Here is a 25,959-nt window from a genome sequence, read left to right on the forward strand (position 1 = left end):
TTTATAAGTAATATATAGAATGTATTCAGGTGTGAAAAATAAAAATGATGAATAGAAAAATTTATATAAACGGTCGCTTTTTGCTGCAACCTCCAACTGGAGTCAATAGATTTGCATATGAGCTATGTAAAGCTTTTGTTGAGTTAGGTATTGAGTTTATATTGATTTGTCCGTCGAAGGTAATTAATAAAGAATATGATATTAAGGACTTTAATATCTGGTATTTTGGTTTTACTTCTTCTCATTTTTGGGAACAGATTATTTTACCTTTGTTTTTTATTAATAAACATAATTATATACTGTTAAATTTTACGGGGCTAGGACCGGTAATTATTTTAAAAAAAATTATTACTATTCATGATTTGGCATTTCTCTATAATCCTCTCTGGTATTCTTTTTTTTATAGAATTTTTTATAAAATATTAACACCATTATGTGCAAAAACCTCTCATAAAATCCTAACAGTAAGTGAATTTTCAAAATCAGAAATTATTAAATTTCTTAATATTAGAAAAGATAAAATTGAAGTTGTATATAATGCTGTTCCATCTGTATTTTATCAAAAAAATAAAGATAATCCATTCCAAAATATTCATGAAAAATATATCTTGGCAGTTTCTTCTTTAGATCCTAGAAAAAATTTTGAAAAACTCATTAAGGCATTTAATAAATTAAACGATCCCTCGATCAGACTATTTATTGTTGGTGGAAAAAATAACATATATAATCATACCTATGAAGAGCATGATAAAAATGATAGAATTGTGTGGTTGGGACGAGTGTCTGATAGAGAATTGATTAATTATTATAAATATGCGTTGTGTTTTGTTTATCCTTCGTTATATGAGGGATTTGGAATCCCTCCATTGGAAGCAATGGTTTCTCAATGTCCTGTCATAGCATCAGATATTAATGTTTTTCATGAAATATACAATAAAGCAGTGCTATACGTTAACCCGACAGATGAAGAACAAATTAGTGATGTGATTAGACTTCTTATAAATGATGAAAAGCTTCAAAGAAAATTAGTGGATTTAGGAGAAAAACAGTCACAATTATATTCATGGAAAAAAAGTGCATTGAAAGTTATTGAGATATTACGATGAGATTTATTATTACAACTTTAATAATAAATCATTGTTTAACATTTATTTATCAATGAAAATATTACAATTAGGAAAATTTTACCCTGTTAGAGGGGGTGTGGAAAAGGTAATGTATGATTTGATGTTAGGAATTTCTCAAGAAAAGGTATATTGTGATATGCTTTGTGCTTCTACAGAGAATTATCCTGCAGGCATAATTAATATCAATCCATATGCTAAATTGATTGTAGAAGCTACAAAAGTAAAGTTAGCAGCAACAATGTTAGCGCCAAGTTTAATTATCAAACTTCGCAAGATCGCAAAGGATTATGATATCATCCATATTCACCATCCCGATCCAATGGCTAGCTTAGCATTGTTCCTTTCAGGTTATAAAGGGAGGATGATACTTCATTGGCATAGTGATATTCTGAAACAAAAGACATTATTGAAGCTGTATAAGCCGTTGCAAGATTGGTTAATTAAAAGAGCTAATATTATTGTAGGAACAACTCCTGTATATGTTAAAGAATCTCCTTTCTTGGGCAAAGTTCAGCATAAAATAAATTATATCCCGATTGGTGTGGAACCTTTAGTCGCTGATAAAGGAAAAGCAGAGAAATTAAAACAAAAATATAAAAACAAGCATATAATATTTTCATTAGGCAGACTTGTAGAATATAAAGGCTATGAATATCTTATTAAAGCTGCTCAGCATCTGGATGAAAATTATCAGATTATAATAGGAGGGAAAGGACCATTAATGGAATCTCTTACAAATCTTATTGCGGAGTTGGGAGTTCAGGATAAAGTAGACTTATTAGGTTTTATAGAAGATAATGATATACCCAATTATTTTGAAGCATGCGATATATTCTGTCTGAGTTCCATATGGAAGACCGAAGCCTTTGCTATTGTACAGATTGAAGCTATGTCTTGTGGAAAACCTATTGTGTCTGCGCATATACCTGGTTCAGGAGTGGCTTGGGTAAATAAAGACGGAATATCTGGTCTTGTAGTGGAATCTGAAAATGAGATAGTACTTGCGGATGCAATTAAGCGTATATGCACAGATGCAAATCTTAAAAAGGAATTATCAGAAGGAAGTAGGAATCGTTATGAAGAATATTTTACCCGAAAAAAAATGACAGAAAAATGCTTAAATATCTATAGAGAAATATTATAATAAGCACTTATGTATTGATAAATATTTACAAAATATAATAATTGTATTAAATGTAATAAATATAAATTATTATTGAATTATTTTTTTAATTTTAGGAAAGTTTTGTTTTTTAGTTGCTGAATAGTGATGGCTTTTATCGATTTATATTAAATTGTATATTTGATCAACAAATGATTCAGCTTTTAATATATAGTAAGTATGGAGAAAAAGATCCTTAGTAAAAGAATAATTCCAAATGATCTTTTCTTTGAACAGGTAAAAGAAAGATTAAATGCCGGTCAGAAGGTGAAAATTCCTGTAGCAGGGAAAAGTATGGAACCATTTTTGCAAAACGGGGATTTGGTTGTATTAAAGAAGTTTGAAGAAAAAGATTTAATTAACGGGAAAATTGTATTGGCATATTTTAATAATGCATATGTATTACATAGGGTTGTTAAAATTAAAAAAGGAAACGTCACACTTGCAGGTGATGGTAATATACAACAGGTAGAAATAATCACTGATAAGGATATATTGGCCGTTGTTGTCAGTGCATACAGGGGAGAAAAGGAATTAAGTATTAATACATTATTAGGGCAGATCTGGTATAAATTGCGTATAGTCAGAGCTGTTTATAATAAAATATTTGGAATAAAATAAAATTATGAAATTAAGGGAGGATTTAATGTTGCGACATTTAGGTGATGAATACGTTATCATCGATCCGGAACAGGATATGGTAGATATGTCTAAGGTATATACATTGAATGAAACAGCTGCTTTTTTGTGGAAAGAACTTCAGGGTAAAGAGTTCAATGTTGAAACCGTAACAGAGGTGTTACTAAATTATTATAATGTTGAATATGCAGTAGCTGAGAAAGATGCTCAAAGACTTGTTTATGATTTTGAGAAACAGGGATTGTTAACTGATTAGTAATGATGTTAGAGGATAAAGTTGCTAAGGCTTTTTTCACGCTTTTGCGTGCAGGGCTCTGGAATAAATCTATAGATGCTATAGATTGTTTTCCTATGTCTAAAGCCGAATGGGATGCTTTATTCCGTATATCTGTTCAACAAACAGTAGAAGGTATTGTATTCGACGGGATACAAATGTTAAGTTCAGATCTGCTCCCTCCCCGTGAACTCCATATTAAATGGTTAGTACGGGTAGAAAAAATTGAACAAAGAAATCGGTGGATGAACAATATTCTTGCCGAACAGATGGTTTTCTTTTCTAAAGGAAATATACAACCAATATTGTTAAAAGGCCAAGGGTTGGCCATTTGTTATGAGAACCCCGGCAGAAGAGTTTGTGGAGATATCGATTGGTATTTTCAGACAACTGATGAGTTTTATAAAGCAGATAAGCTGCTTGCAAAATATGGTATTGTAACAGAAGCTACAGCAGGATATAGTAGTTTTTATTTCTGGAGAGATTGTGAAATAGATCATCACCAGAAGTTATTTGATATCCATAATCCTTTTTTATCAGGATACCTACAAAATCTGCAAAAGAAGGAAGCTCATTTTAGTATCAGAACCAGTATAGAAAAAGAAGAGGTGATACTCCCTTCTCCCTTATTACAAATGCTGCAGGTAAATGCACATATTCTGAAGCACCTTTTGTCATTTGGAATAGGAATTAGGCAATTATGTGATGCTGCAAGATTATATAAAACATATTATGGTCAGGTTGATGGAAATACTTTGAAAGCAGTATATACAAAACTGAAAATAATAAAATGGATTAATTTGTTACATGTCGTTCTGGTAAAGTATACAGGTTTGTCCGAAGAATATTTACCTTTTCCGACAGAAATAAATAAATCTGCAGACTGGATGATGGAAGAGATATGGAAATCCGGAAATTTTGGATTTCATGACGAAAGGTATCAGAAAGAAAGCTCAGGGAAGAGAGAAGGGACCAAAAGAAGGCTATGGAGTAGTTTTATAAAATATGTTCCTTATGCACCGATGGAAGCATTAAGCTTTCCCTTAGTCCATTTTTATTCAGGCTTAGTAAAAAAATAGAATTTATTGAATACAAATTTATCATATCAATTAAAATGGGCATGGCTTCTCACTAAGAATAGTCGCGGAGAATTATTGCTGTATTTTATACTAGAATTAGCAGCCATTGCATTTTCTTTATTGTTTGTATTCTGGTCTAAAAAGGCTGTGGATTTTGCAGTGAGTAGCAGTACATCGGACTTACAAAAAGCTTTAATATTATCTGTCTGTAGTGTACTTATAGCTCTTTTCATGAGAAGTTACTCCGGATGGCTAAATGAAAAAACGAGAATGAAAATGATGATTTCTCTACAAAATTCACTGGTTAAATCTCAAATGCTATCCACTTGGAAAGTTGGTAAGCATTGGCATACAGGAGATATACAGGTAAGAATAAACAATGATTGCCAGGAGATTGTGCAGATGGTAGGTTTTTCTTCTATATCATTTGTACTGACTACCATAAGGCTTTTGGCATCTTTTGGTTTTTTATGGTTGATGGATCCTATGTTGGCGATTTTAATTGTTGCAATATCTCCGTTATTTCTTTTCTCTAAAATATATTTTAAGAAATTAAGAAAACTAAATAAAGATTTAAAGACAGCAGAAAGTAAGTTTGGAAATGTAGTACAGGAAAACCTGAGATTCAGGATGTCTATAAGAGCATTAGGAGTACAATATGCACGCTGGCAAAAAGTAGAAAATAGTCAGAATGATATATTTAAATTAAAACTAGGATTACTTAATTTTTCTACGGTTTCTCAGGGAATAATGAAACTGACTATAAATGCAGGATTTTTGTTGACTTTTGGCTGGGGAGTGTACCGTCTGCATGCAAACGAGATTTCTTTTGGTACGATGACTGCATTTTTACAACTGGTAGGACGAATTCAGGCTCCAATATTACTGATGATGGGATTTGTGCCCTTGTTTATTCGTTTCAGAACAGCTGTAGACCGTGTACAGGAGTTAGAACAGGTAGAAGTAGAGCAAGAGATCGAACAAGAATATATTACTGAACCTCAAAATATAGAAATTAATCAGTTGAATTTTCGTTATGATGATAAACTAGTGATTAAAGATTTGAGTGCCAAATTTATTACAGGGCAGCCTGTTGCCATAATCGGATCTAGTGGAAAAGGCAAAACAACACTCATAAGATTATTGTTAGCCTTAATAAAACCAGATAAAGGAGAAATATATATTAACACCTCTACAGAACATTTAGTTTTATCCAATAAGTATCGTATCAATATCGCATATGTGCCACAGGGGGACAAATTGTTTAGCGGAAGTATAAAAGAAAATTTACAGTTAGGAGAGCAAGAAGTTTCGGATAGTAAACTTAGAGAAGTGCTGTATCTGGCTTGTGCAGAGTTTGTATACGATTTACCAGATGGACTAGATACTATAGTGGGAGAATCAGGTTATGGACTTTCTGAAGGCCAGGCGCAACGGATTGCTGTAGCAAGAGCATTAATGCGTGAATGTAATATTTGGCTTTTTGATGAGGTAACTTCTGCGCTAGATCCTGATACCGGAGAAAAACTAATACAACGTTTATTAGAGGCCGGAAAGAATAAAATATTAGTATTTGTAACACATGATATGAAGTTGGCAGGAAAATGCGAACAGACTATTTATATATAATGATAAAAAATGCAGAATGATAAAATGAAATATCACAATGATTTAAAATCTGTTTATTTCCGGATAGCAGATCATATTATGGAAGTACTTCTGCCTGTGCAGATTCAAATAGATCATTGTTTACCGTCATTTGTTGATTTTATTACTCAGGCGCCATTTGAAACTGCAAAAATCAGAATTCAACTGGAATTAGATTCTGCTCCGAAGAGTATAGGGGAAACTAAATTGTTGAGTGATGTTTCGATTGTGTGGGGGGATAGATTCCGTTTTGAAGAATCTTCCGAAAATTATATAACTTCTGTTCAGAGCGAGCAGAAGAGCAGAGAATGGAAAATGTTTAGTACCAAAGATTTTAGTGAATCTAAAATCTATATGCTGGAAGAAGAACTATATACTACTTCAATTCTTAGTTGGCTGCTAATGGTAGCTTTTGGGCAAGCTATGCTAAAATATAATACTGTATTATTCCATGCGTCTGTAATAGAAAAGGATGGAAAAGGCTATGCTTTTTTAGGAAAGAGTGGGACAGGAAAAAGTACACATAGTAGATTGTGGTTGAAATATATACCGGATACAAAGCTGTTGAATGATGATAATCCAGCTGTGCGTATTATGGACAATAATACCATTATGATTTACGGAACACCGTGGAGTGGAAAGACCCCATGTTATAAAAATATAGGTGTTCTATTAGAAGGATTGGTACGTCTTCGTCAGGCTCCGGAAAATCAATGGAAAAAAGTATCGGGAAAAGAAGCTTTACTTTCTGTTCTGCCAAGCTGTACAGCGATTCGCTGGAACAGAAATTTGTTTGATCAGATGCTTAATAGTTTAGAAAAAATCATAACGAATGTAAATGTAGGGCAATTGTCTTGTTTACCTGATCAAAATGCTGCATATTTATGTAGTCAAGAACTAATAAAAAATAATAAATTATAACGTGATGAATAAATTTATCTTAGGATTAGCATTGTTTAGCATTATTTTGTTAAACTCCTGTGTATCTAAAAAAGTAATCTATGCTGAGGATATGGTACCAGATGTAGAATATCCGATTGCAGATGCTCCTGCACTTAAATTACAGAAAAATGATCGTTTAAGTATTCAGGTAAGTGCTAAATCTCTTGAGTTAGCAGCTCCGTTTAATACAGTAGCAGGTACTTATAAAATAGGGACTGATGGTAGTGTTTCTACAGGAGTTGATCTTTCATCAAATGCTCAAGGGTATTTAATTGACAGAGAGGGAAATATTGCATTTCCTGTTTTAGGAGCTCTTCATGTGGAAAATTTGACCTTAGAAGAGGTAAGGGATTTGATACGTAATAAATTAATTAATGGAAGATTGATTAATGAACCTATCGTAAAAGTTGAAATTCTGAATTTTAAAATAAGTCTTGCAGGGGCAATAGGTAACAAAGTGCTGGATGTTCCGGATGGTAGAATAACTCTGATTGAGGCTATCACAAAAGCTGGAGGCATGGGGACTAATGCTGCTCCGGACAGAATCACAGTAATCCGTGAAGAAGATGGAGTTCGACATAAAATAGTTACTAATATCCGATCTAAAGAGATTTATAATTCTCCTGCTTATTATCTAAAGCAGAATGATATGATTTTTGTTGAACCCCGCTCACCGGAAGTTACTCCTAGAGAGGATAGATTTTGGAGGTATTTTGGTATAGGAACGGGGTTGTTAGGCACAGTTATATCAGTGTTAACGCTAATCAGAGTTAGTAAATAATAGAGAGCTATGGATATGACAAATCAGAAAAATTATTTAACACAAGGTAAAAAAGAGCAGTCTATTAATATAATAGATCTCTTTAAATATCTTCTGCATAACTGGAAATGGTTCGCATTGTCTATTTTGATATTTGGTGGATACTATTATTATCAGTATAGTAAAATACCATTTATGTACAACAGATCTGAAGTTGTAATGATTAAAACACCGTCTAATACACCTACAACTGCCCGTATTACAAGGTCTTCTACAAATGTTGTTAATGTAAAAGATGAGATCATACAGCTAAAATCAAAAGAATTAATGAGATTGGTCATTGATAAACTTGGAGCTGATATAAGCTATAAAATCCGTTCCGGATTAAGAGATAGAGAGTTGTATAAAAAATCACCTGTTCAGGTAAAAGTAGAGGGGAAATCCCGTGAGGATAGTTATAGTTTTATTATAACACCTATTGATGCAGGGAATGTTTTAATGAAGGGTTGGAATAAGACCGATGAATCAAAAGAGATTAAAATAAGGTTGAATCAACTAACAGAGACTCCTATAGGTAAAATATTAGTAGAACCAAGCAAATACTACATACAAGATTATTATGCAACGGATATTCAGGTTACAAAATATCCACGTGAAGCAATGATGGAGCAGTTTGTAGGGAGTCTTAAAATTCAGCAGATGGATGAGGATGCATCATTAATACAAGTGACTATGGAAGATCAATCAACAGAGAGAGCTGCTGATGTTTTAACTACACTAATTGATGTTTATAATGATGTTTATTTACAGGATAAGAATAAAATAGCACAGAGTACAGCTGATTTTATAAAAGACAGATTAGCAATTATTGAAGGGGAATTGGGGACTGTTGAATCAAATATTGAAGATATAAAAGTAGCTAATCAAGGCGTAGATGTATCTACAGTCGGGGGAATGTATTTTGGGGAAGTTAATCAACACAAATCGGACCGGATTACTACTGAAACGAATATGAGACTGATTGAAATGATGCGCTCTTATCTTAATAATAAAGGAAAAAAGAATAATTTAATACCTAATAATACAGGACTGGTTGATGCAGGTGTAGAAAATCAAATTGCGGAATATAATATAACACTTTTAAAAAGGAATCGTCTGGCAGAAGGAGGTAATTCTTTTAATCCGGTAGTATTAGATCTGGATGATGCATTAAATGCTATGCGTAATAATATAGGCAGAGCCATAGATAATGCACTTAGAGGTCAGACTATTAAATTAAATAATGCCATACAGGAAGAGAAAGTTGCCCGGGGTAAAATGTTACAAATGCCAAGAAAAGAAAGAACTATGCTTTCTATTGAAAGACAACGCAGAGTAAAAGAGGATTTGTACATGTTCTTATTAAATAAAAGAGAAGAGAATGCATTAAATGAAGCTGTGACAGAAGCCAACGTGCGTATAATAGATCCTCCTGTCGGATCTGATGCTCCAATATACCCTAGTCGAATGAAAAAGGTATTTACAGGTGTAATAATAGGAGCGGCTATACCTACAGTTATTTTACTTTCAATGCTTTTATTAAATACAGGAGTTAGAGGTCGTCAGGACTTAGAGAATGTATTAAGTGTTCCGTTCCTGGGGGAAATACCATTAGCCAGAAGTCGAAGACAAGAAAAAGGTGATATATTGGTAAGCAAAGCGGGACGTGATCCATTGACTGAAGCGTTCAGGATTTTGAGGACTAATATAAATTTTATGACAAAAGACGAACATCCACCGAAAGTAATAACATTTACGTCATTTAGTGCTGGTGTTGGTAAAACGTTTAGTGCACTGAATCTTGCAGCAACATTGTCTTACCTTGATAAAAAAGTAGTTGCTATAGATTTAGATTTAAGAAAGGGAACACTAAGTTCACGAGTGGGTCTTTTACACGAGAAAGGAACTAGTCATTATCTTTCGAACTCGTCCATTTCTGTTGATGAAATTTTACAAAAAAGTGAATTTTTAGAAAATGTTGATGTTATACCTATTGGAGCAATAGCACCAAATCCGGTAGAATTGTTATTAAGTAAACGTTTGGATGAACTAATTAATGAATTGAAAAATCGCTATGATTATATTATTATTGATGGTGTACCAACTGGAGTTGTCGCCGATGCAAGTATAATAGACAGAGTTGCTGATTTAACATTATTCATAATCAGAATAGGAAAGATGGATCGTAGACAACTTCCGGAAATTGAAAAAATTTACCAAGAGAAAAAACTTTCGAATCTGGCAATAGTATTAAATGGAATTAAGTTAAATGGCTATGGTTATGGTGGCTATGGTTATGGAAGTTATGGCTATGGTTATGATGAAGAAAAAAGGAAATCTGTTTTCAGCTGGTTTAAAAGATCTTAGAAAATAAACTAATTATAAATAGTATAAATAAGGAGTAATCATACAAGATTGCTCCTTATTTATTTTATAATAACTTATTATTAACAATAGAATCTCATAAATTCTTATCTTTAAACTTTAATTTTTAAGATTGAAAAAATGAAATTCGGGCAAGTAGAGGATCCTTCTTTAATAGATTTTACAATTCCACAAGATCATATTAATACTTCCTTGGTATTAGAGAGAAACAAAGAAGGTCTTAAAGATATTTTTGTGGGATGTGCAAAATGGAATAAAACAGATCTTAAAGGATTCTATCCTAAAGGGACAAAAGATGAACTGACTTATTATGCTACTCAGTTTAATTCTATAGAAATGAATGCTACTTTTTATGGTATGCCTATTCCGGATCAGGTCACGGTTTGGAAAAATAAAACTCCGGAATCCTTTAAGTTTTTTCCAAAAATAACTAATACCGTATCTCATTTCAGACGCTTAAAGGATGTAACAGAAGTTGTTACGCAGTTTGCTTCAGCCATCATGAATTTTGAAGAAAAATTGGGGATGGTATTTCTGCAGTTACATGACAATTTTAAACCCAAAGATTTTGATCGTCTAAAGAAATTTATAAAGGATTGGCCTGTTGAGGTTCCTTTGGCAATAGAGTTACGAAATACAGAATGGTTCACAGACGAAAATGTTTTCAATGAAACCTGCGAGTTATTTAAACAGCATAATATCACAAATATTATTGTTGACACGGCAGGACGTAGAGATATGATGCATATGAGGTTAACAACTCCGACTGCTTTTGTTCGCTATGTTGGCGCTAATGCAGATAGTGACTACACCCGTCTGGATGAATGGATACAACGGATAATTAAATGGAAAGAGGAGGGACTACGAAATTTGTATTTCTTTGTTCATCAGAATATAGAAAAGGCTTCACCACTTTTGTCTGCGCATTTTATTGAAAACTTGAATAAGGCAATTGGATCAGAGTTGGCAATTCCAAAAATGGCAGATTCACAACCGACTTTATTTTAAAAAAATAATCAGTAATTTTGAAATATTAAAACTTGAAATACCTAAATTAAATTATGAGTGATATCATTTTCGACCTGATAGAAAAAGAAAGAGAGAGACAAAGCCATGGATTAGAACTTATTGCTTCTGAAAATTTTGTTTCAGAAAATGTTATGAAAGCGATGGGAAGTGTGTTGACTAATAAATACGCTGAAGGCTATCCTGGTAAAAGATATTATGGTGGTTGTGAAGTTGTAGATGAGGTCGAAACTTTAGCAATTGACAGAGCAAAAGAACTTTTTGGTGTAGAATATGTGAATGTTCAGCCTCATTCAGGTTCTCAGGCTAATGCAGCAATTTATTTAGCAGTTCTGAAACCAGGAGATAAAATAATGGGAATGGATTTATCTATGGGAGGGCACCTAACTCATGGTTCTTCTGTGAATTTTTCTGGGATACAATACGAAGTTGTTTCTTACGGAGTAGAAAAAGAAACAGGGCTTATAGACTATAACCAGATGAGGGATGTTGCCCTTAGAGAAAGACCAAAAATGATGATTGCTGGTTTCTCGGCCTACTCAAGAGATTTAGATTATGTGAAATTCAGAGAAATTGCAGATGAAATCGGAGCTACACTCTGGGCAGATATTGCTCACCCCGCAGGTTTAGTTGCAAAAGGTTTACTGAATAATCCATTTGAGCATTGCCATGTGGTAACTACGACTACCCATAAAACATTAAGAGGTCCAAGAGGTGGTATGATTATGATGGGGAAAGACTTTGAAAATACATATGGACATAAAACACCAAAAGGAGAAATCAAAATGATGAGTCAGGTTCTGGACGGAGCAGTATTTCCAGGAATTCAGGGAGGACCATTGGAGCATGTGATTGCAGGTAAAGCAGTTGCCTTTGGAGAAGCTCTTGATCATAAATTTGAAGTGTATGCAAAGCAGGTAAAAGCAAATGCGCAGGCTCTTGCAAAAGCTATGATAGATAATGGCTTTGATATTGTAAGTGGAGGAACGGATAATCATTTAATGCTAATTGATCTTCGTAATAAAAATGTGAATGGTAAAGAAACTGAAAAAGCTTTAGTAAAAGCTGATATTACCTGTAACAAAAATATGGTTCCTTTTGATGATAAATCACCATTTACTACTTCAGGAATCCGTCTAGGTACTGCTGCAATTACAACAAGAGGATTAAAAGAAAATGATATGGAAACTATTGCTGGATTGATTTCAGAAGTAGTTGATAACATAAAAAATGATGCAGTGTTAGATGCTGTAAAGGGAAAAGTAAATAAATTAATGGAAGGAAAGGCTTTATTTAATTATTAATAAAGCTTAATATATGATCTGAAAATAAAAGAATAGCTTTGCGGCTGTTCTTTTATTTTTCTTGACTGAGATTAAGATTTAAAAAATGCAAAACGAACACAAAAGTTTTACTTTTCAGGAAATTAAACAAAAACTGATTAATTACTGTGTTTATCAGGATAGGTGTCATAAAGAAGTGGAAGAAAAAATGAGAAATTTTCTATTAATTCCAGAAGCTAAAGATGAAATATTATTATACCTGATAAAGGAAAACTATCTTAATGAAGAACGGTTTACCCGAAGTTATATAAGAGGAAAATTCTATGTAAAACATTGGGGAAAACAAAAAATTAAATTACAGCTTAAAATGAAAGGTATTTCTGAAAAATTAATTCAGAATTGTATGGATGAAATTTATGAGGATGACTATATAAAACAGATAAAAATCTTTGCCGAAAAACTCTTACCTACTTATAAAGGCCTCAATGATTTTCAGAGAAAAAATAAATTAATTCGCTTTTTGGTGACAAAAGGTTATGAGTATGAGTTAATTATAGAAAATATTACTGGATAAACAAAAACACCAAATTATATGTATCTTTACACGCTAATAAACCAAAGTATTAGATACTTATAAAAAGAACGTAAATTATATTGAGAATAATATTTTTTTGGCGTAAAAATTGTTAAATAAAATTTTTAATATCAGAAAATATATTTGATAATTTAACGTTAACACACAGACACAAACACTAACCAAATTAATGAATAAAATAAAAAATGTGCAACGTAGGATTTATTCAGGGAATAATCTGGTAAATCTTACGGATATACGATATCTGCCAAGATGGATCGTTCTCTTTATTGATGTCCTCATCCTTATTTTCTCACTTGCACTATCCTTTGTTATTGTTGAAGCTCTAAATGTTAAACCATATTCATCAATAAGTGTTTTTCAGAAATTTTTGATGGTTATTTCAGTAAATGTTCTGTTCATGTATATGTTTAAAACATATTCAGGAATTATAAGGCATTCTACTTTCATGGACCTTTTTAAGTTGTTTACAGCAAGTGTTTGTACAACAATAGTTGTAATTATTATTAACTATAGTTATTTTACGATTACTGGTAAGCATTTAATTCTCATTCCTCTTTTGGGATTTTATTTTGCAACATCTTTTGCTTTTCTGTTTTTATTTAGACTTGTAGTTAAAGAGTCTTTTCATATGTTGAGAGAGTATAAAAGGAGTTCTCTTAAAAAAAGAATATTAGTGTTAGGTATTGGGGAAGAATCTATTGCAATGGCTGGTGCTATTTTGGATAATCCTAGTCTGCCTTATTATGTAGAAGGTTTTTTAACACAACGTTATGATACTACGAATGCTAAAATATTGGGGAAACCAATATATACTAAAGATAAATTAGAATCATTATCTATAGAAGAGCTGGATGTTGAAGGGGTTCTTATCATTAAAGAAAACCTTACCCGAGATGAAATGAACATGTGGGTTAATTTGTTTTTAGAAAAAGGATTGTTGATCCTTAAGGCGCCTTCTGTCCAAAAAATGAGAGAGAATGACTTGGGGACAAACATAAAAAGTCTGCAAATTGAAGATCTCCTGAATAGAAAGCCTATAAAATTAGATAATGAAGAGGTGAAGAAAAGACATTTTAATAAAAGTGTATTGGTTACAGGAGGTGCTGGTTCTATAGGAAGTGAAATTGTACGTCAGGTTGCACAATTCAACCCTTCATTAATTGTGGTATTGGATCAGGCAGAAACGCCATTATATGAAATTGAGTTGGAAATGAAGGAGAAATTCCCTCATGTACAATTTAGATTTGTTTTAGCAGATATTTCGAACAGACACAGATTAGAAAGATTATTTCAGAAGTATGAGTTTTCTATGGTATATCATGCTGCAGCATATAAGCATGTACCTCTTATTGAAGAAAATCCACATGAAGCTATATTGGTGAATGTTTTAGGTTCTAAGAATTTGGCATGTTTATCAAGTAAGTATAAAGTGAATCGCTTTGTAATGGTTTCTACTGATAAGGCAGTAAATCCCACAAATGTAATGGGAGCTTCTAAGAGAACTGCTGAGCTTTTTGTACAGGCATTACAACATACAGAAGGAAATACAACAAAGTTTATCACAACCCGTTTTGGAAATGTATTAGGATCTAATGGTTCGGTAATTCCTCATTTTAAAAAGCAAATTGAAAAAGGAGGCCCTATAACTATTACGCATCCGGAAATTGTACGTTACTTTATGACTATTCCCGAAGCATGTGAACTCGTATTACAAGCTGGTACAATGGGGCAAGGGGGTGAGATTTTTGTTTTTGATATGGGAGAACCTGTTAAAATTTTAGATCTTGCAAAACGTATGATTAAGCTTTCTGGTTTTGAACCAGGTACAGATATCAAAATTGTATTTACAGGATTAAGACCTGGAGAGAAATTATATGAAGAACTATTGAGTGATAATACTAAAAATCTTCCTACGCATAATGATAAAATTATGATTTCCAAAGACCCCAATATGGAATATAATGATATAGAACTATTAGCAAATCAAGTGACTAAAGCTGCAGTGAGAAGAGATAAATTAGAGGTAGTTAGACAGTTGAAAGTAATAGTGCCAGAATTTAAAAGTAATAATTCGATATTTGAAGTTCTGGATAAACAATAAGCCAGAAATTGTATATTTGCAAATATTCGATTTTAAAGAAAATATGAAGATTAGAAGCATTTTAATGCTGTTGTTAGCAACTTTAGCAATAGTTTCATGTCGTACACGTAATGATATTAATTATTTGCAGGATGTAGACAAAGCTGCAACAGAGACAGCTCTCCGTATGGAAAATAATACTTTACAGCCTGGGGATCAATTAGTGATAAATATTATGGCAAAAGATTTGGATGTTGTAAAGCCATTTAATCAAAATTATTCATCAGGTCAAATATTGCAAAATCCGCAATTAACTGGGAATGTAAGCCCTACTATACCTACGACTTCAGGGCCTACTTATATTATTGATCAGAATGGAGAAATTGATTTTCCAGTAATTGGAAAATTGACAACGAAAGGAATGACTATTGATCAATTCAAGCAATCTTTACATACTAAAATAGTACGTTATATTAAAGAACCAACAGTTAGTGTTAAGCTTAATAATTTCAGAGTTTCTGTGATGGGTGAAGTTACTCGTCCTGGAGAATATATAGTTGCTGATGGACAAACAAATTTGATGAAAGCATTGGCTTTGGCCGGAGACTTAACAATGTATGGTACAAGGGATAATGTCTTATTGGTTAGAACGATAGATGGTAAAATAGAAAAAGTGCGTATAGACTTAACACGTTCAGATTTTATGGATTCTCCATATTATAATTTAAAGCAAGGTGATGTAATTTATGTTTCGGCTAATAGGACTAAAGAGAAAACTTCTCGCTTAGATCCAAATATGCCTATATATATATCCGTTGCCAGTATTGTTGTAACTATTTTAGCCTTAGTATTTAAAAAATAATCTGTATTATAATGAGTGCCCAGTCACAAGATAATCAATATACAAACGAAGAAATTAATATTAATGAAATCATAAAGCCATATTTACTTAAATGGCCTTGGTTTGTAATATGTGCAATTTTTGCAATAATAATTGCTTTTATAGGGTTAAAATTTATTCCTCCTATATATCAAATTCAATCTACAGTATTAATAAAGGATACAAAGAGTAGTTCTTCATCAGGAGGTGGGGCAGAGATGAGCATCCTTCAAGATTTATCTGGATTTGGCGGAATGAAAACAAATAGCGTTGATAATGAAATAGAAATATTTAAGTCTAAAAAATTAATGCAAGATGTTGTTGATCGTTTAAATTTACAAAGCAATATCTATACTAAATCAGGATTTAAGAAAATTGAATTATATAAAGAAACTTCTCCAATTGAAATAAGAGTTATTAACGAAAAAATAAATGCGGCCTTTCCTGTAAAACCATTGAAAGTTAGTATTAAAGGAAATCAGCTCGTTATATCTTCTTCTGAATTTAAAAAAGATATAATAAGTTCTTTTGGTAAAACTATTGGCTTACCATACGCAAATATTATTATTACTAAAAATATTAACTATAATTCAAATAGTATACCAAAGATTGATGATGTTAATAATTTAGAATTGTCAATAACTTCATTAGAAGCTAGAGTTAGCGGTTTACAAAAGATAGTTCAAGCCGACCTTACAAGTAAGGAAACTACTGTAATTAGATTGTCTATTGATTATGCACAAATACAAAAAGCAAAAGATATATTAAATGCCTTAGTCGTAGCTTATAATAATGATGCTATACAAGATAAAAATTCAGAGTCTGGTAAGACTTTGAGTTTCATAGAAGAAAGAATTAAAAAAATATCTGGAGAACTAGGTCAAGTTGAGAATGAAAAAGAGAATTTTAAATCGAAAAACCAATTAACAGATATTGAAACAGAGGCTAAAATTAGTTTAGAAAGCTCTGCTGCTGCCCGAGCTAAACAATTGGAACTTGATGGACAATTAGAATTGACGAATGCTTTAATTAGTTATGTTGCTCGTCAAGGGCAATATCAGGTTTTACCATCCAATGTTGGATTGGCTAATCCAGAGGCTATAGCTGGAATTTCTGCTTATAACCAGCTTGTATTACAAAGAAATCGTTTATTAGAATCAGCTACTAACGAAAACCCCGCAGTAATTGATATAACAAAACAGATTAATAGTATGCGTTCTTCAGTAATGCAAAGTTTACAACGTAACAAAAATGGTTTAGAGCTTGCAAAGAATGAATATGTTGTAGAACAAAATAAAGTATCTGGTAAGATTTCTAGACTTCCATCCATTGAGAAAATGTTCCGAGGAATAGAACGCCAGCAACAAATTAAAGAAAATTTATATTTGTTATTACTACAAAAACGTGAGGAAACTGCAATTTCACAATCTATAAATGCAGATAAAGCTAGAATTATTGATAAGGCATACGCTTCCGAAGATCCGGTGTCCCCTAAAAGAATAATTGTTTTATTAGGAGGTTTAATAATTGGTCTTATATTGCCATTTGGAGTAATATATTTATCAGAGTTATTAAATAATAAAGTTAAATCTAAGCATGATCTTGAAAAGTTATCCCATGCACCTGTGTTGGGGGAGTTACCAAGCATAGAGAAAGGTGATTCTGATATTGTTCAAATGAATGACTTATCTCCAATGGCTGAAGCATTTAGAATATTGATTACTAATATGAATTTTATGTTGCCAAAAAAAGATAAAGGAAAAGTTGTATATGTGACTTCAACAGTAAAAGGAGAAGGGAAGACATTCACGTCAGTTAATTTATCATTAACTTTGGCAACACCGAATAAGAAAGTTATTATTATAGGGTCTGATATCCGGAACCCACAATTACAACGTTATAATACTGCTCGAAAGGGATTAAAGGGGTTAACAGAGTATTTGTACACAGATCAAACAAAATTGCAAGATATTATCCATGTATCTACATTTAATCCATATCTAGATGTAATATATTCTGGGATGATTCCTCCAAATCCGACAGAACTTTTGGCTAATGGGCGTTATGAGATATTGTTAGAAGAATTAAGACTAGAGTATGATTATATTATTGTAGATACTGCCCCTTTGATGTTAGTGACCGATACATTCCTTATTGCTGATTTGGCAGATGCAACGATTTATGTTACTCGTTCTAAGTATACTGAAAAAACACTTATTGAGTTTGCTAATAATAATATTGATCAGAAGAAAATTAAAAATGTTGGTTTTGTATTAAACGATGTTAGCAAAAATTATTTTGGCTATGGAAATAAATATGGCTATGGCTATAGTGCGAAAGAAAAAAATTGGTTAGAGAAGTTAAAAGATAAATTTTAATTTTCATTAAAATAAAGACAAATATGAAAACAATCCTAATTACTGGTGGAGCAGGTTTTATTGGCTCGCACGTGGTACGGGAGTTTGTATTAAAGTATCCAGATAAAAAGATTGTTAATCTTGATACATTAACTTACGCAGGAAATTTAGAAAACTTGGAAGATATTCAAGGGCAAACAAATTATACTTTTGTAAAAGCTGACATCGTTGATGTGAGAACCATTTTGGATGTATTTGAAAAGTATCAACCGGATGGAGTAATTCATTTGGCTGCAGAATCTCATGTGGATCGATCTATTACGAATCCATTAGAGTTTGTGATGACGAATGTAATAGGAACGGTTAATCTATTAAATGCAGCAAAACACATTTGGAAAGATAATTTCGAAAAAAAACGTTTCCACCATGTCTCTACTGATGAAGTTTTCGGTGCTTTGGGAGATGATGGATTCTTTACAGAAGAAACGTCTTACGATCTGCATTCTCCGTATTCTGCATCTAAGGCCTCTTCGGATCATTTCGTGAGAGCGTATCACGATACAGTAGTTTTTTGCATATCAAGTAAGCGATCCAGAACGTTATGGTGTTGTTGAATTAAATGATAAAAATGAAGTGGTTTCTATTGAGGAAAAACCCACAGAACCAAAATCAAATTATGCAGTTCCATGATTGTATTTTTATGATAATGATGTCGTAGAAATTGCAAAAAATATCAAACCTTCTCCACGATGTGAATTGGAAATTACCTATATTAATGCAGAATATCTTAGAAGAGGTAAACTAAAAGTTGGGATTTTTAACAGAGGAACAGCTTGGTTTGATACAGGAACTACAAATTCTTTGATGCAAGCTGGGCAATTTGTCCAAGTAATTGAAGAACGACAAGGATTAAAAATTGCAGCAATTGAAGAAATGGCATATAAAATGGGTTTTATCAATAAAGAAAAATTAAAAAAATAGCAGAACCATTAGTGAAAAGTGGATACGGGGATTATTTAATTAGAGTTTGTAAATAAAAATTGGTGTATTTCAATAAATGAAGTAAAGATTCAATATAAAGTTTTAATGAAAGTAATAAATGTAGTTTTAACAGGTGGTGTAGGAAGTCGTCTTTGGCCACTTTCCAGAAAAGAAATGCCTAAACAATATATTGATTTGTTTGAAGGAAAGTCTCTGTTTCAGCAAACAGTTTTGAGAAATAAAGAACTTTGTGATGATGTTTTAGTTGTTGGGAATATTGATAATTCGCATTTATCAGTTCAAGCACTTAAGGATTTGAATGTAAATTCATTTACAGAAATTACAGAAGCAATCCCAAGAAATACAGCGGCAGCAATAGCATTTGCTGCTTTTTCTGTTGATGAGAATGATATTTTAGTAGTGACACCTTCAGATCATTTGATAGAAAATGCAATTGAGTATAAAAAATCAATAGAAGAAGCTATTTTTCTTGCAAAAAGCGGCTTTATAGTTGCTTTTGGTTTGAAACCAACTAAACCTGAAACAGGCTTTGGCTATGTTCAAATTAAAGGAAATGAAGTAATTAGTTTTAGGGAGAAACCTAATTTAGAAACTGCACAGGAGTTTTTAGAGGCAGGGAATTTTTATTGGAATTCAGGAATGTTTTGTTTTAAAGCAGGTGTTTTTTTAGAAGAATTAAAGAAATTTCAACCAGATGTTTTTGAGGGATCAAAGAAAGCACTTGAGAAAAATAATAAGAAAATTCCATTAGAAGAAAGTATGCTAATTCCATCTATTTCTGTTGATTATGCAGTAATGGAAAAAACTAAAAAAATAAAAGCTGTAAAAGCTCACTTCAAATGGTCGGATATGGGGTCTTTCGAGTCAGTATATGAATATTTAAAATCTAAAGGACATCCTGTTGATAAAAATGGAAATATGGTGATAGGAACAAATGTCTATACTGAATTTTTAGGAATTAAAAAAAGTATTTTGGTAGTTACAAATGATGCTATTTTGGTTTTGAGAAGAGATAAAGCTCAGAAAGTAAAGGATATATATGATAGTTTAAGATTTCATAATGATAATTTATTATAAAATATTGAGAATAGGATGACCGTTTTAAAAAATTTTATATTCAATTTTTTACTATTAATAAGCCAGTTGTTATTCCCTATTACTGTAATGCCATATACTAATAGAGTTCTTGGCCCCAGAACAATAGGTATTTTTAATTTAGTTGATAATTTTGCACAATATTTTATTACTATTGCCGCATTAGGGATTTCGGTGTATGGTGTTCGTGAGATATCTAAGTCTCGAAATGAATCCAAAGAGAAAATTAATAAAACTTTTTCAGAACTTATAAGCATTAATTCTATTTTAACGATCTTGGTTCTAATTGTTTATTTTAGTTTTGTTTTTTTTAATCCAACAGTGAAACAGAATGAAAACTATTATTTACTTGGGAGTATTCAAGTTTTGATGGGATTATTTTCATTGGAGTGGTTTTTTCAAGGTTTAGAAAATTTTAAGTTTATTGCAATTCGTACTTTTATTGTAAAAGCATTAAGTATAGTTGCAATATTTATTTTTGTTACAGATGTAAATGATGGCTTACTTTACTATTTTATTACAGTTCTTACTTTTGTTTTAACCTCAGTTCTTAATATTTTATTTATAACAAAAAATATAAAGTATCAGTTTCCTTCATTTTTGAATTTAAAAAAACATATAGCACCTCTTCTTACTTTCTTTACAACGAAATTTATGATTAGTATATACGTTACTATGACTACAATTTTGCTTGGTTTTTTAAGTTCAGATCTAGATGTTGGGTATTTTTCCATTGCATTTAGAATTTTTAATATTGTAGTAATAATAGTTTCTTCCCTAACGACAGTCGTCTTATCTAAAACAGCTCTGATAGCGACTCAGGATAAGAGCGTTTATAAAGAATTATTGAATAAAATAGTTGTTTTTAATGTTTTTGCAGGTTTACCTGCTGCAATTTTGGTTAATTTATATGCTAGTGAATTCATTTATGTTTTAGGAGGGAAATTATTTAAACCAGCTATTTTTTCTTTGAAAGTTTTTTCTATTCTTATTTTTGTACTTCCTTTTAGTAATTTATTTGCTTTAAATATTCTTACCCCATTAAAACGGGAAAAAGATTTTTTAATAGCAACGATTTTTGGAACAGTAATTAGCTTGGTTTTAAATTTTTTGTTAATGCCTTCATGGGGATATAAAGGGGCAACAATTTCTTTTTTATGTACGGAAATTACGGTTGCTGTTATATTATTTTATTTTGCTATAAAACATCAACAATTTGATATTGAATATGGATTTGTAATAAAAACACTCCTAGTTTGTGTTTTTTTTATACCTGTTTTTTATTTAGTAAATTTTTGGATTCCAAATGATGCTGTATCGGGTGCTGTAGGTTTATCCTTATCAGGACTTATTTACTTGCTTTTGCAATATTTTATTGTAAGAAACAAAATTATTGTAGATGTTGTAAATATGTTATTAACAAAGTCTAAAATTATTAAAATTGAATAATTTGCAACATTCAAATTCAGTTACAGTAATTATACCATGCTATAATGTTGGGAAATATATTGCTTCAACATTAGACTCTTTGCTAAATCAAAGTTTTAATGAGTTTAGTGTCATCTGTTTAGATGATGCGTCAAAAGATAATACATTTGAGATTCTTTCCCAATATAGCCTGTCAAATAAAAGGATACGTTCATATAGAAACGAAACTAATTTAGGCGTGATAAAGACTCTTAATAAACTTGTTGAGATGACGTCTACTACTTGGATTTTAAGAATGGATTCTGATGATATTTTTGAATCAACAAGAGTTGAAGAATTAATGAAGCTTACATCGAACTCACAAATGATTATGGCATCTACAGCATTTAGTTATATAGATCAAGATAGCGGTCCTCTGTATAAAAAAGATGGTTTAGATATATGTACATTAAATCAATCAATTAGATTTATGGCGATGTTGAATTCGCCAATGCCTTCCCAGGCTTTGTTCCATAGAGATGTATTTGCAGATTTTCAATTTGATAATCGTTTTTCTGTTGCGGAAGATTATTACTTTTTTACTAAAGTTCTAATGAATAATAGTAATAAGTCGGTGTTTAATATAGATGAAAAACTTTATAGATACAGAATTAATCCTAATGGGCTTACAAGTAATAACCAGAAATTAATGTCCGAAAACCATTATCAAATTGCTAAAGAATATACACAAAATATTTTAGAAATTGAAAATAAAACTTTAAGTTATTTGAAAATAGCCCTGAAGTTGGTTGATTTAAAATTGATGACAGGTAAGGATATTAGCCTTGTTTTTAAAGATTTTTTTCAAATGAAAGATCGATTTTTACAGATGAATTGTGTATCTATTAATGAAAAAAAAGAAATAGATCAATATTCTTACCAGTATTTTATTTACTTACTTTTTAGTATTTTTAAATCGTCGGAAGTAAGCATAGGAAATAAAATAAAAATGTTGTTGAAACATTCTCCTAAAATTATAGTTGGTGCATTTAAAACTAAAAACTTAAAATGGATACTAAAGAGCCTTTAAAATTATCAATACTCGTCCCAACTATTGGGCGAAAAAAGGAGGTTGGGGAACTTTTACAATCTATTGTAGACTGCTTTTTTGATTTTAGTTATGAGATTATTATTATCGATCAAAATGGTTCAAATCTTTTAGATGAAATTATTTCTGTATTTCAGCATCAGTTACCAATAAACCATCATAAAGTAGAGTTTAGAGGATTATCGAAAGCTAAAAATTATGGAGCTAAAATAGCCTCAGGAGCTTTTATTAGTTTTCCAGATGATGACTGTCTTATTTTTAAAGATACATATTCAAAAGCATTTGAGGAGATTAATACTCACAATCTAGATTTAGTTTTTGGAAAATGTATTGACAAAGAAGGAAAAGATAGTGTTCTTAATTTTAACAATGAAGCCTATTTTTTAAATAAGAATAATATGATTGGAGGTTTTGTAGAAGCTACTGTTGTTTGCAAAAAAGAAGTATTTGATGATTTTCAATTTGATGAAAACATGGGAGCAGGTACTTTTTTTGGAGCTGAAGAAGGCTTTGATTGGGTTTACAGGCTTTTAACTACTTCTAAACATAAAATTTATTATACTCCTAAAATTAAGTTTTATCATCCTCAGGTTATATTAGATAAGGGTGATTTAACATCATTAAATCGTGTTTTTAAATACAGATGTGGTACAGCTTATCTTTGTGTAAAACATGGGTTTAATTTTACTTACTATAAAAGGTTAATCCTGACTAAAATAGCAACATTTTTATTTCTATTGAAAAATAAAAATGTTGCTGAGTATTACAGAGTAGAAGCAATGGCCCTACAAATAGGAAAGATTTTTGCTAAAAAGTTAAACCATGTCCAAAAATAAATATATATACTTATTATTCTTTTTCATATTGCTATTGTTTGTAATTCCTTTGCCTCAGTATTACTTGATAGCAAGTTCATTAATGACAGGGACGCTTTTTTTTTGTATACTATTTCTAGGAACATTTTCTTTTTTTGGAAATTTTCTTTTTGAAAAGAAAGTGTTTAATCAAATTATTTTTTTTGAAATAATAATAATAATTCATTTGTTATTATGTAGTTTTTTCTTTAAAAATGTGGATTTTTTAAGAGGCTTCTTATCTATATTAATGTTCCATCTTTTTATTTTTACTTCTTATTTTTTATCAAAAAAAATCATAAGTTTAAATGCGAAACTTTTAAATAATATACTAAATATTTGCTTTGTAATATTTATGCTTTCATTTGTTGGTAGCTTTTTTCCATCAATTCAAAACATAAATAATACTAAGCCTATAATTCCATATAATGAGCCTTCCCATTATGCTCTTTTTTTTATGCCTTTTCTTTACTATAAAACGTTTACTGCAAATACGCAAAAAAAAATTATATATATAATAATAGGTGGATTTATAGCGTTATTCTTAAAGAATTTTACACTTTTAGTGGGGGTTGCATTGTGTATTATTTTAAATTTCAGAAAAAAAAGTATTATTATTTTAGTTGTTACAGGGTTATTAATGTTTTTTTATTTGGATCTAACCTATTTTAGTGATAGGCTTAAATTAACAACAGATTCAGATAATTTATCTGTTTTAGTTTTTGTACAAGGATGGCAATTGGCATATAATAGTCTAAAGGAAACATATGGTTTAGGTATTGGAATCCAGCAGTTAGGATTTGTGAAAGTTGAAACTGAAGCAGGTGATACGATTATAAGGTTATTAGGAAGAAACGTTAATGATACTGATGCTGGACTTACATTTGGAAAGATTGTAAGTGAATTTGGTTTATTAGGAGTCTTTTTAATAATTATATATCTAAAGTATTTTTATAAAATTTATATTAAAATTTCTACAATAAAAAATAAAAATATACTTTTTGCTTGTTCAATTTATTTTGCTTTTTCATTAGATATTTTTATTAGAGGTATAGGTTATTTTAATACTCCATTTTTATTATTTTTTACAGCTATTTTTATTCTTAAAAATTATTTTAAACATGAGAATAATCTTCGATAATATCATTTATTCATTGCAAAAATCAGGTGGAGGCTCTGTTTATTGGACAGAACTAATTAAACGATTTAATGATAATGGAAAAATAGAATCAGTATTTTATGATCAGAAAGAACCTAATGAAAATATTTTCAGAAAAGGTATATCATTAAAAAATATTCAGAATGAGAATTTTCTTTGGCTTAAGATTCGTAGATATTTGAATTTTACTGTTCCTATTAAAGAAAAAAGTATTTTTCATTCCAGTTATTTTCGTATTTCCAGTTCTCCAAAAGCAATAAATGTTACTTCTATCCATGATTTTACTACCGAAAGATTTAGAACTGGGCTCGCGAAATGGATCAACTTGCAACAAAAAAAACATGCCGTCCGCAATTCTGCGGGCGTAGTTTGTATTTCAGAAAATACAAAAAAAGATTTGCTACATTTTATACCCGATCTAAATCCAACAAAGGTTCGCGTTATTTATAATGGAGTAAGTGATGATTTCTTTTTTATTGATAATGATTTTGATATATCAGAGAAAGAAGGAAGATTTTCCGTTTTAGAAAATTTTCAATATGTATTATATATAGGGCATCGGACGAATTATAAAAATTTTCCGATAGCAGTTGAAGTTGCTGTAAAATTTAAAGATAAATATAAGTTGGTGATTGTAGGGGAGCCATTTACTGAGGAAGAAAAAGTTTTTGTAGAAAGCAAACTAGATGATAATTATCTTATTCTTTCAAAATTAAGAAACAAAGAATTGAACTTTCTTTACAATAAGGCATTTGCTCTTTTGTATCCATCCTCTTATGAAGGCTTTGGAATTCCAATTGTAGAAGCAATGAAGACGCATTGTCCTGTAATTGCAACATATAACTCTTCAATTCCTGAAGTAGCAGGAGATGCTGCAATTTTGTGTAAGAATACAAGTGTAGAAGAGTTTACGAAGTCTATGAAAAGTTTGGAAAACAAGAATTTTCGAGATAACTTGATTGAAAAAGGAATTGAACAATCTGAAAAATTTAATTGGGATAAAACTTGTCAAGATTATTTAGACTTTTATGAAGAACTTTATAACAAAATATAAAT

General features: G+C 31.0%; 21 protein-coding genes and 2 pseudogenes. All 23 read left to right on the forward strand.

The features are described 5' to 3' along the window. The first annotated feature begins 44 nt into the window (after window positions 1-44). Window positions 45-1,106, forward strand: coding sequence for a glycosyltransferase family 4 protein (locus BAZ10_RS16535; RefSeq protein ID WP_221407206.1), 1,062 nt, complete (start codon window positions 45-47; stop codon window positions 1,104-1,106). Between the two features lie 52 nt (window positions 1,107-1,158). Next, on the forward strand, window positions 1,159-2,271 hold the full coding sequence (locus BAZ10_RS16540; RefSeq protein ID WP_078772970.1) for a glycosyltransferase: 1,113 nt from the start codon (window positions 1,159-1,161) through the stop codon (window positions 2,269-2,271). 198 nt (window positions 2,272-2,469) lie between these two features. Then, the gene (locus BAZ10_RS16545; protein WP_078772971.1) at window positions 2,470-2,910 is read left to right on the forward strand and encodes a S24 family peptidase; all 441 of its coding nucleotides are present in this window, start codon (window positions 2,470-2,472) and stop codon (window positions 2,908-2,910) included. Window positions 2,911-2,914: 4 nt separating this feature from the next. Then, on the forward strand, window positions 2,915-3,184 hold the full coding sequence (locus tag BAZ10_RS16550) for a PqqD family protein (protein WP_078675079.1): 270 nt from the start codon (window positions 2,915-2,917) through the stop codon (window positions 3,182-3,184). Window positions 3,185-3,186: 2 nt separating this feature from the next. Next, complete coding sequence (locus BAZ10_RS16555) at window positions 3,187-4,281, forward strand: nucleotidyltransferase domain-containing protein (RefSeq protein ID WP_078772972.1); 1,095 nt, start codon at window positions 3,187-3,189, stop codon at window positions 4,279-4,281. Window positions 4,282-4,287: 6 nt separating this feature from the next. Further along, window positions 4,288-5,910: an ABC transporter ATP-binding protein gene (locus BAZ10_RS16560; protein WP_078772973.1), complete on the forward strand. Its 1,623-nt coding sequence runs from the start codon at window positions 4,288-4,290 to the stop codon at window positions 5,908-5,910. Between the two features lie 9 nt (window positions 5,911-5,919). Next, window positions 5,920-6,849, forward strand: a complete 930-nt coding sequence (locus BAZ10_RS16565; RefSeq protein ID WP_078772974.1) for a hypothetical protein — start codon at window positions 5,920-5,922, stop codon at window positions 6,847-6,849. A 4-nt stretch (window positions 6,850-6,853) separates the two neighbouring features. Further along, window positions 6,854-7,651: a polysaccharide biosynthesis/export family protein gene (locus tag BAZ10_RS16570; protein ID WP_245803852.1), complete on the forward strand. Its 798-nt coding sequence runs from the start codon at window positions 6,854-6,856 to the stop codon at window positions 7,649-7,651. Window positions 7,652-7,660: 9 nt separating this feature from the next. Beyond that, entirely contained in the window at window positions 7,661-10,036 is a 2,376-nt protein-coding gene (locus tag BAZ10_RS16575) for a GumC family protein (RefSeq protein ID WP_078772975.1), read from the forward strand. A 138-nt stretch (window positions 10,037-10,174) separates the two neighbouring features. Continuing rightward, window positions 10,175-11,062, forward strand: coding sequence for a DUF72 domain-containing protein (locus BAZ10_RS16580; protein WP_078772976.1), 888 nt, complete (start codon window positions 10,175-10,177; stop codon window positions 11,060-11,062). Between the two features lie 53 nt (window positions 11,063-11,115). Then, complete coding sequence (gene glyA / locus BAZ10_RS16585; protein WP_034845563.1) at window positions 11,116-12,384, forward strand: serine hydroxymethyltransferase; 1,269 nt, start codon at window positions 11,116-11,118, stop codon at window positions 12,382-12,384. 85 nt (window positions 12,385-12,469) lie between these two features. Further along, a complete protein-coding gene (locus BAZ10_RS16590; protein WP_078772977.1) occupies window positions 12,470-12,937 on the forward strand; it encodes a regulatory protein RecX in 468 nt (155 codons plus the stop codon). Window positions 12,938-13,127: 190 nt separating this feature from the next. Continuing rightward, window positions 13,128-15,062: a polysaccharide biosynthesis protein gene (locus BAZ10_RS16595; RefSeq protein ID WP_078772978.1), complete on the forward strand. Its 1,935-nt coding sequence runs from the start codon at window positions 13,128-13,130 to the stop codon at window positions 15,060-15,062. A 43-nt stretch (window positions 15,063-15,105) separates the two neighbouring features. Continuing rightward, window positions 15,106-15,903 carry a polysaccharide biosynthesis/export family protein gene (locus BAZ10_RS16600; protein WP_078773055.1) on the forward strand — a complete coding sequence of 266 codons (798 nt, stop codon included), beginning with the start codon at window positions 15,106-15,108 and terminating at the stop codon, window positions 15,901-15,903. An 11-nt stretch (window positions 15,904-15,914) separates the two neighbouring features. Beyond that, window positions 15,915-18,299, forward strand: coding sequence for a GumC family protein (locus BAZ10_RS16605; RefSeq protein WP_078772979.1), 2,385 nt, complete (start codon window positions 15,915-15,917; stop codon window positions 18,297-18,299). Between the two features lie 23 nt (window positions 18,300-18,322). Beyond that, window positions 18,323-18,841: pseudogene (locus BAZ10_RS16610) on the forward strand (dTDP-glucose 4,6-dehydratase); the annotation flags it as partial. 7 nt (window positions 18,842-18,848) lie between these two features. After that, a pseudogene (locus tag BAZ10_RS16615) lies at window positions 18,849-19,315 on the forward strand (sugar nucleotidyltransferase); the annotation flags it as partial. Window positions 19,316-19,364: 49 nt separating this feature from the next. After that, window positions 19,365-20,357 (forward strand): mannose-1-phosphate guanylyltransferase, encoded by a 993-nt coding sequence (locus BAZ10_RS16620; RefSeq protein WP_078772980.1) that lies wholly within the window; start codon window positions 19,365-19,367, stop codon window positions 20,355-20,357. Window positions 20,358-20,372: 15 nt separating this feature from the next. Next, the gene (locus BAZ10_RS16625) at window positions 20,373-21,824 is read left to right on the forward strand and encodes a flippase (RefSeq protein ID WP_078772981.1); all 1,452 of its coding nucleotides are present in this window, start codon (window positions 20,373-20,375) and stop codon (window positions 21,822-21,824) included. Then, window positions 21,817-22,872 (forward strand): glycosyltransferase family 2 protein, encoded by a 1,056-nt coding sequence (locus BAZ10_RS16630; protein ID WP_078772982.1) that lies wholly within the window; start codon window positions 21,817-21,819, stop codon window positions 22,870-22,872. Before BAZ10_RS16625 ends, BAZ10_RS16630 begins: the two co-directional genes overlap by 8 nt. Further along, on the forward strand, window positions 22,851-23,726 hold the full coding sequence (locus tag BAZ10_RS16635; protein WP_078772983.1) for a glycosyltransferase family 2 protein: 876 nt from the start codon (window positions 22,851-22,853) through the stop codon (window positions 23,724-23,726). Before BAZ10_RS16630 ends, BAZ10_RS16635 begins: the two co-directional genes overlap by 22 nt. Continuing rightward, window positions 23,713-24,885, forward strand: coding sequence for a hypothetical protein (locus BAZ10_RS16640; protein ID WP_078772984.1), 1,173 nt, complete (start codon window positions 23,713-23,715; stop codon window positions 24,883-24,885). Before BAZ10_RS16635 ends, BAZ10_RS16640 begins: the two co-directional genes overlap by 14 nt. Further along, window positions 24,866-25,957, forward strand: a complete 1,092-nt coding sequence (locus tag BAZ10_RS16645; RefSeq protein ID WP_078772985.1) for a glycosyltransferase family 4 protein — start codon at window positions 24,866-24,868, stop codon at window positions 25,955-25,957. Before BAZ10_RS16640 ends, BAZ10_RS16645 begins: the two co-directional genes overlap by 20 nt. Window positions 25,958-25,959 lie beyond the last annotated feature (2 nt).

Source organism: Elizabethkingia occulta (assembly GCF_002023715.1).
Classification (GTDB): Bacteria; Bacteroidota; Bacteroidia; order Flavobacteriales; family Weeksellaceae; genus Elizabethkingia; species Elizabethkingia occulta.

Bases quoted from the DNA above. Each gene is read 5' to 3' on its own strand.
- BAZ10_RS16590 (WP_078772977.1), top strand. From the start codon at position 12,470: ATGCAAAACGAACACAAAAGTTTTACTTTTCAGGAAATTAAACAAAAA.
- BAZ10_RS16625 (WP_078772981.1), top strand. From the start codon at position 20,373: ATGACCGTTTTAAAAAATTTTATATTCAATTTTTTACTATTAATAAGC.
- BAZ10_RS16640 (WP_078772984.1), top strand. From the start codon at position 23,713: ATGTCCAAAAATAAATATATATACTTATTATTCTTTTTCATATTGCTA.
- BAZ10_RS16600 (WP_078773055.1), top strand. From the start codon at position 15,106: ATGAAGATTAGAAGCATTTTAATGCTGTTGTTAGCAACTTTAGCAATA.
- BAZ10_RS16645 (WP_078772985.1), top strand. From the start codon at position 24,866: ATGAGAATAATCTTCGATAATATCATTTATTCATTGCAAAAATCAGGT.
- BAZ10_RS16570 (WP_245803852.1), top strand. From the start codon at position 6,854: ATGAATAAATTTATCTTAGGATTAGCATTGTTTAGCATTATTTTGTTA.
- BAZ10_RS16550 (WP_078675079.1), top strand. From the start codon at position 2,915: ATGAAATTAAGGGAGGATTTAATGTTGCGACATTTAGGTGATGAATAC.
- BAZ10_RS16540 (WP_078772970.1), top strand. From the start codon at position 1,159: ATGAAAATATTACAATTAGGAAAATTTTACCCTGTTAGAGGGGGTGTG.
- BAZ10_RS16565 (WP_078772974.1), top strand. From the start codon at position 5,920: ATGCAGAATGATAAAATGAAATATCACAATGATTTAAAATCTGTTTAT.
- BAZ10_RS16575 (WP_078772975.1), top strand. From the start codon at position 7,661: ATGGATATGACAAATCAGAAAAATTATTTAACACAAGGTAAAAAAGAG.
- BAZ10_RS16635 (WP_078772983.1), top strand. From the start codon at position 22,851: ATGGATACTAAAGAGCCTTTAAAATTATCAATACTCGTCCCAACTATT.
- glyA (WP_034845563.1), top strand. From the start codon at position 11,116: ATGAGTGATATCATTTTCGACCTGATAGAAAAAGAAAGAGAGAGACAA.
- BAZ10_RS16595 (WP_078772978.1), top strand. From the start codon at position 13,128: ATGAATAAAATAAAAAATGTGCAACGTAGGATTTATTCAGGGAATAAT.
- BAZ10_RS16580 (WP_078772976.1), top strand. From the start codon at position 10,175: ATGAAATTCGGGCAAGTAGAGGATCCTTCTTTAATAGATTTTACAATT.
- BAZ10_RS16555 (WP_078772972.1), top strand. From the start codon at position 3,187: ATGATGTTAGAGGATAAAGTTGCTAAGGCTTTTTTCACGCTTTTGCGT.
- BAZ10_RS16535 (WP_221407206.1), top strand. From the start codon at position 45: ATGATGAATAGAAAAATTTATATAAACGGTCGCTTTTTGCTGCAACCT.
- BAZ10_RS16545 (WP_078772971.1), top strand. From the start codon at position 2,470: ATGGAGAAAAAGATCCTTAGTAAAAGAATAATTCCAAATGATCTTTTC.
- BAZ10_RS16605 (WP_078772979.1), top strand. From the start codon at position 15,915: ATGAGTGCCCAGTCACAAGATAATCAATATACAAACGAAGAAATTAAT.
- BAZ10_RS16620 (WP_078772980.1), top strand. From the start codon at position 19,365: ATGAAAGTAATAAATGTAGTTTTAACAGGTGGTGTAGGAAGTCGTCTT.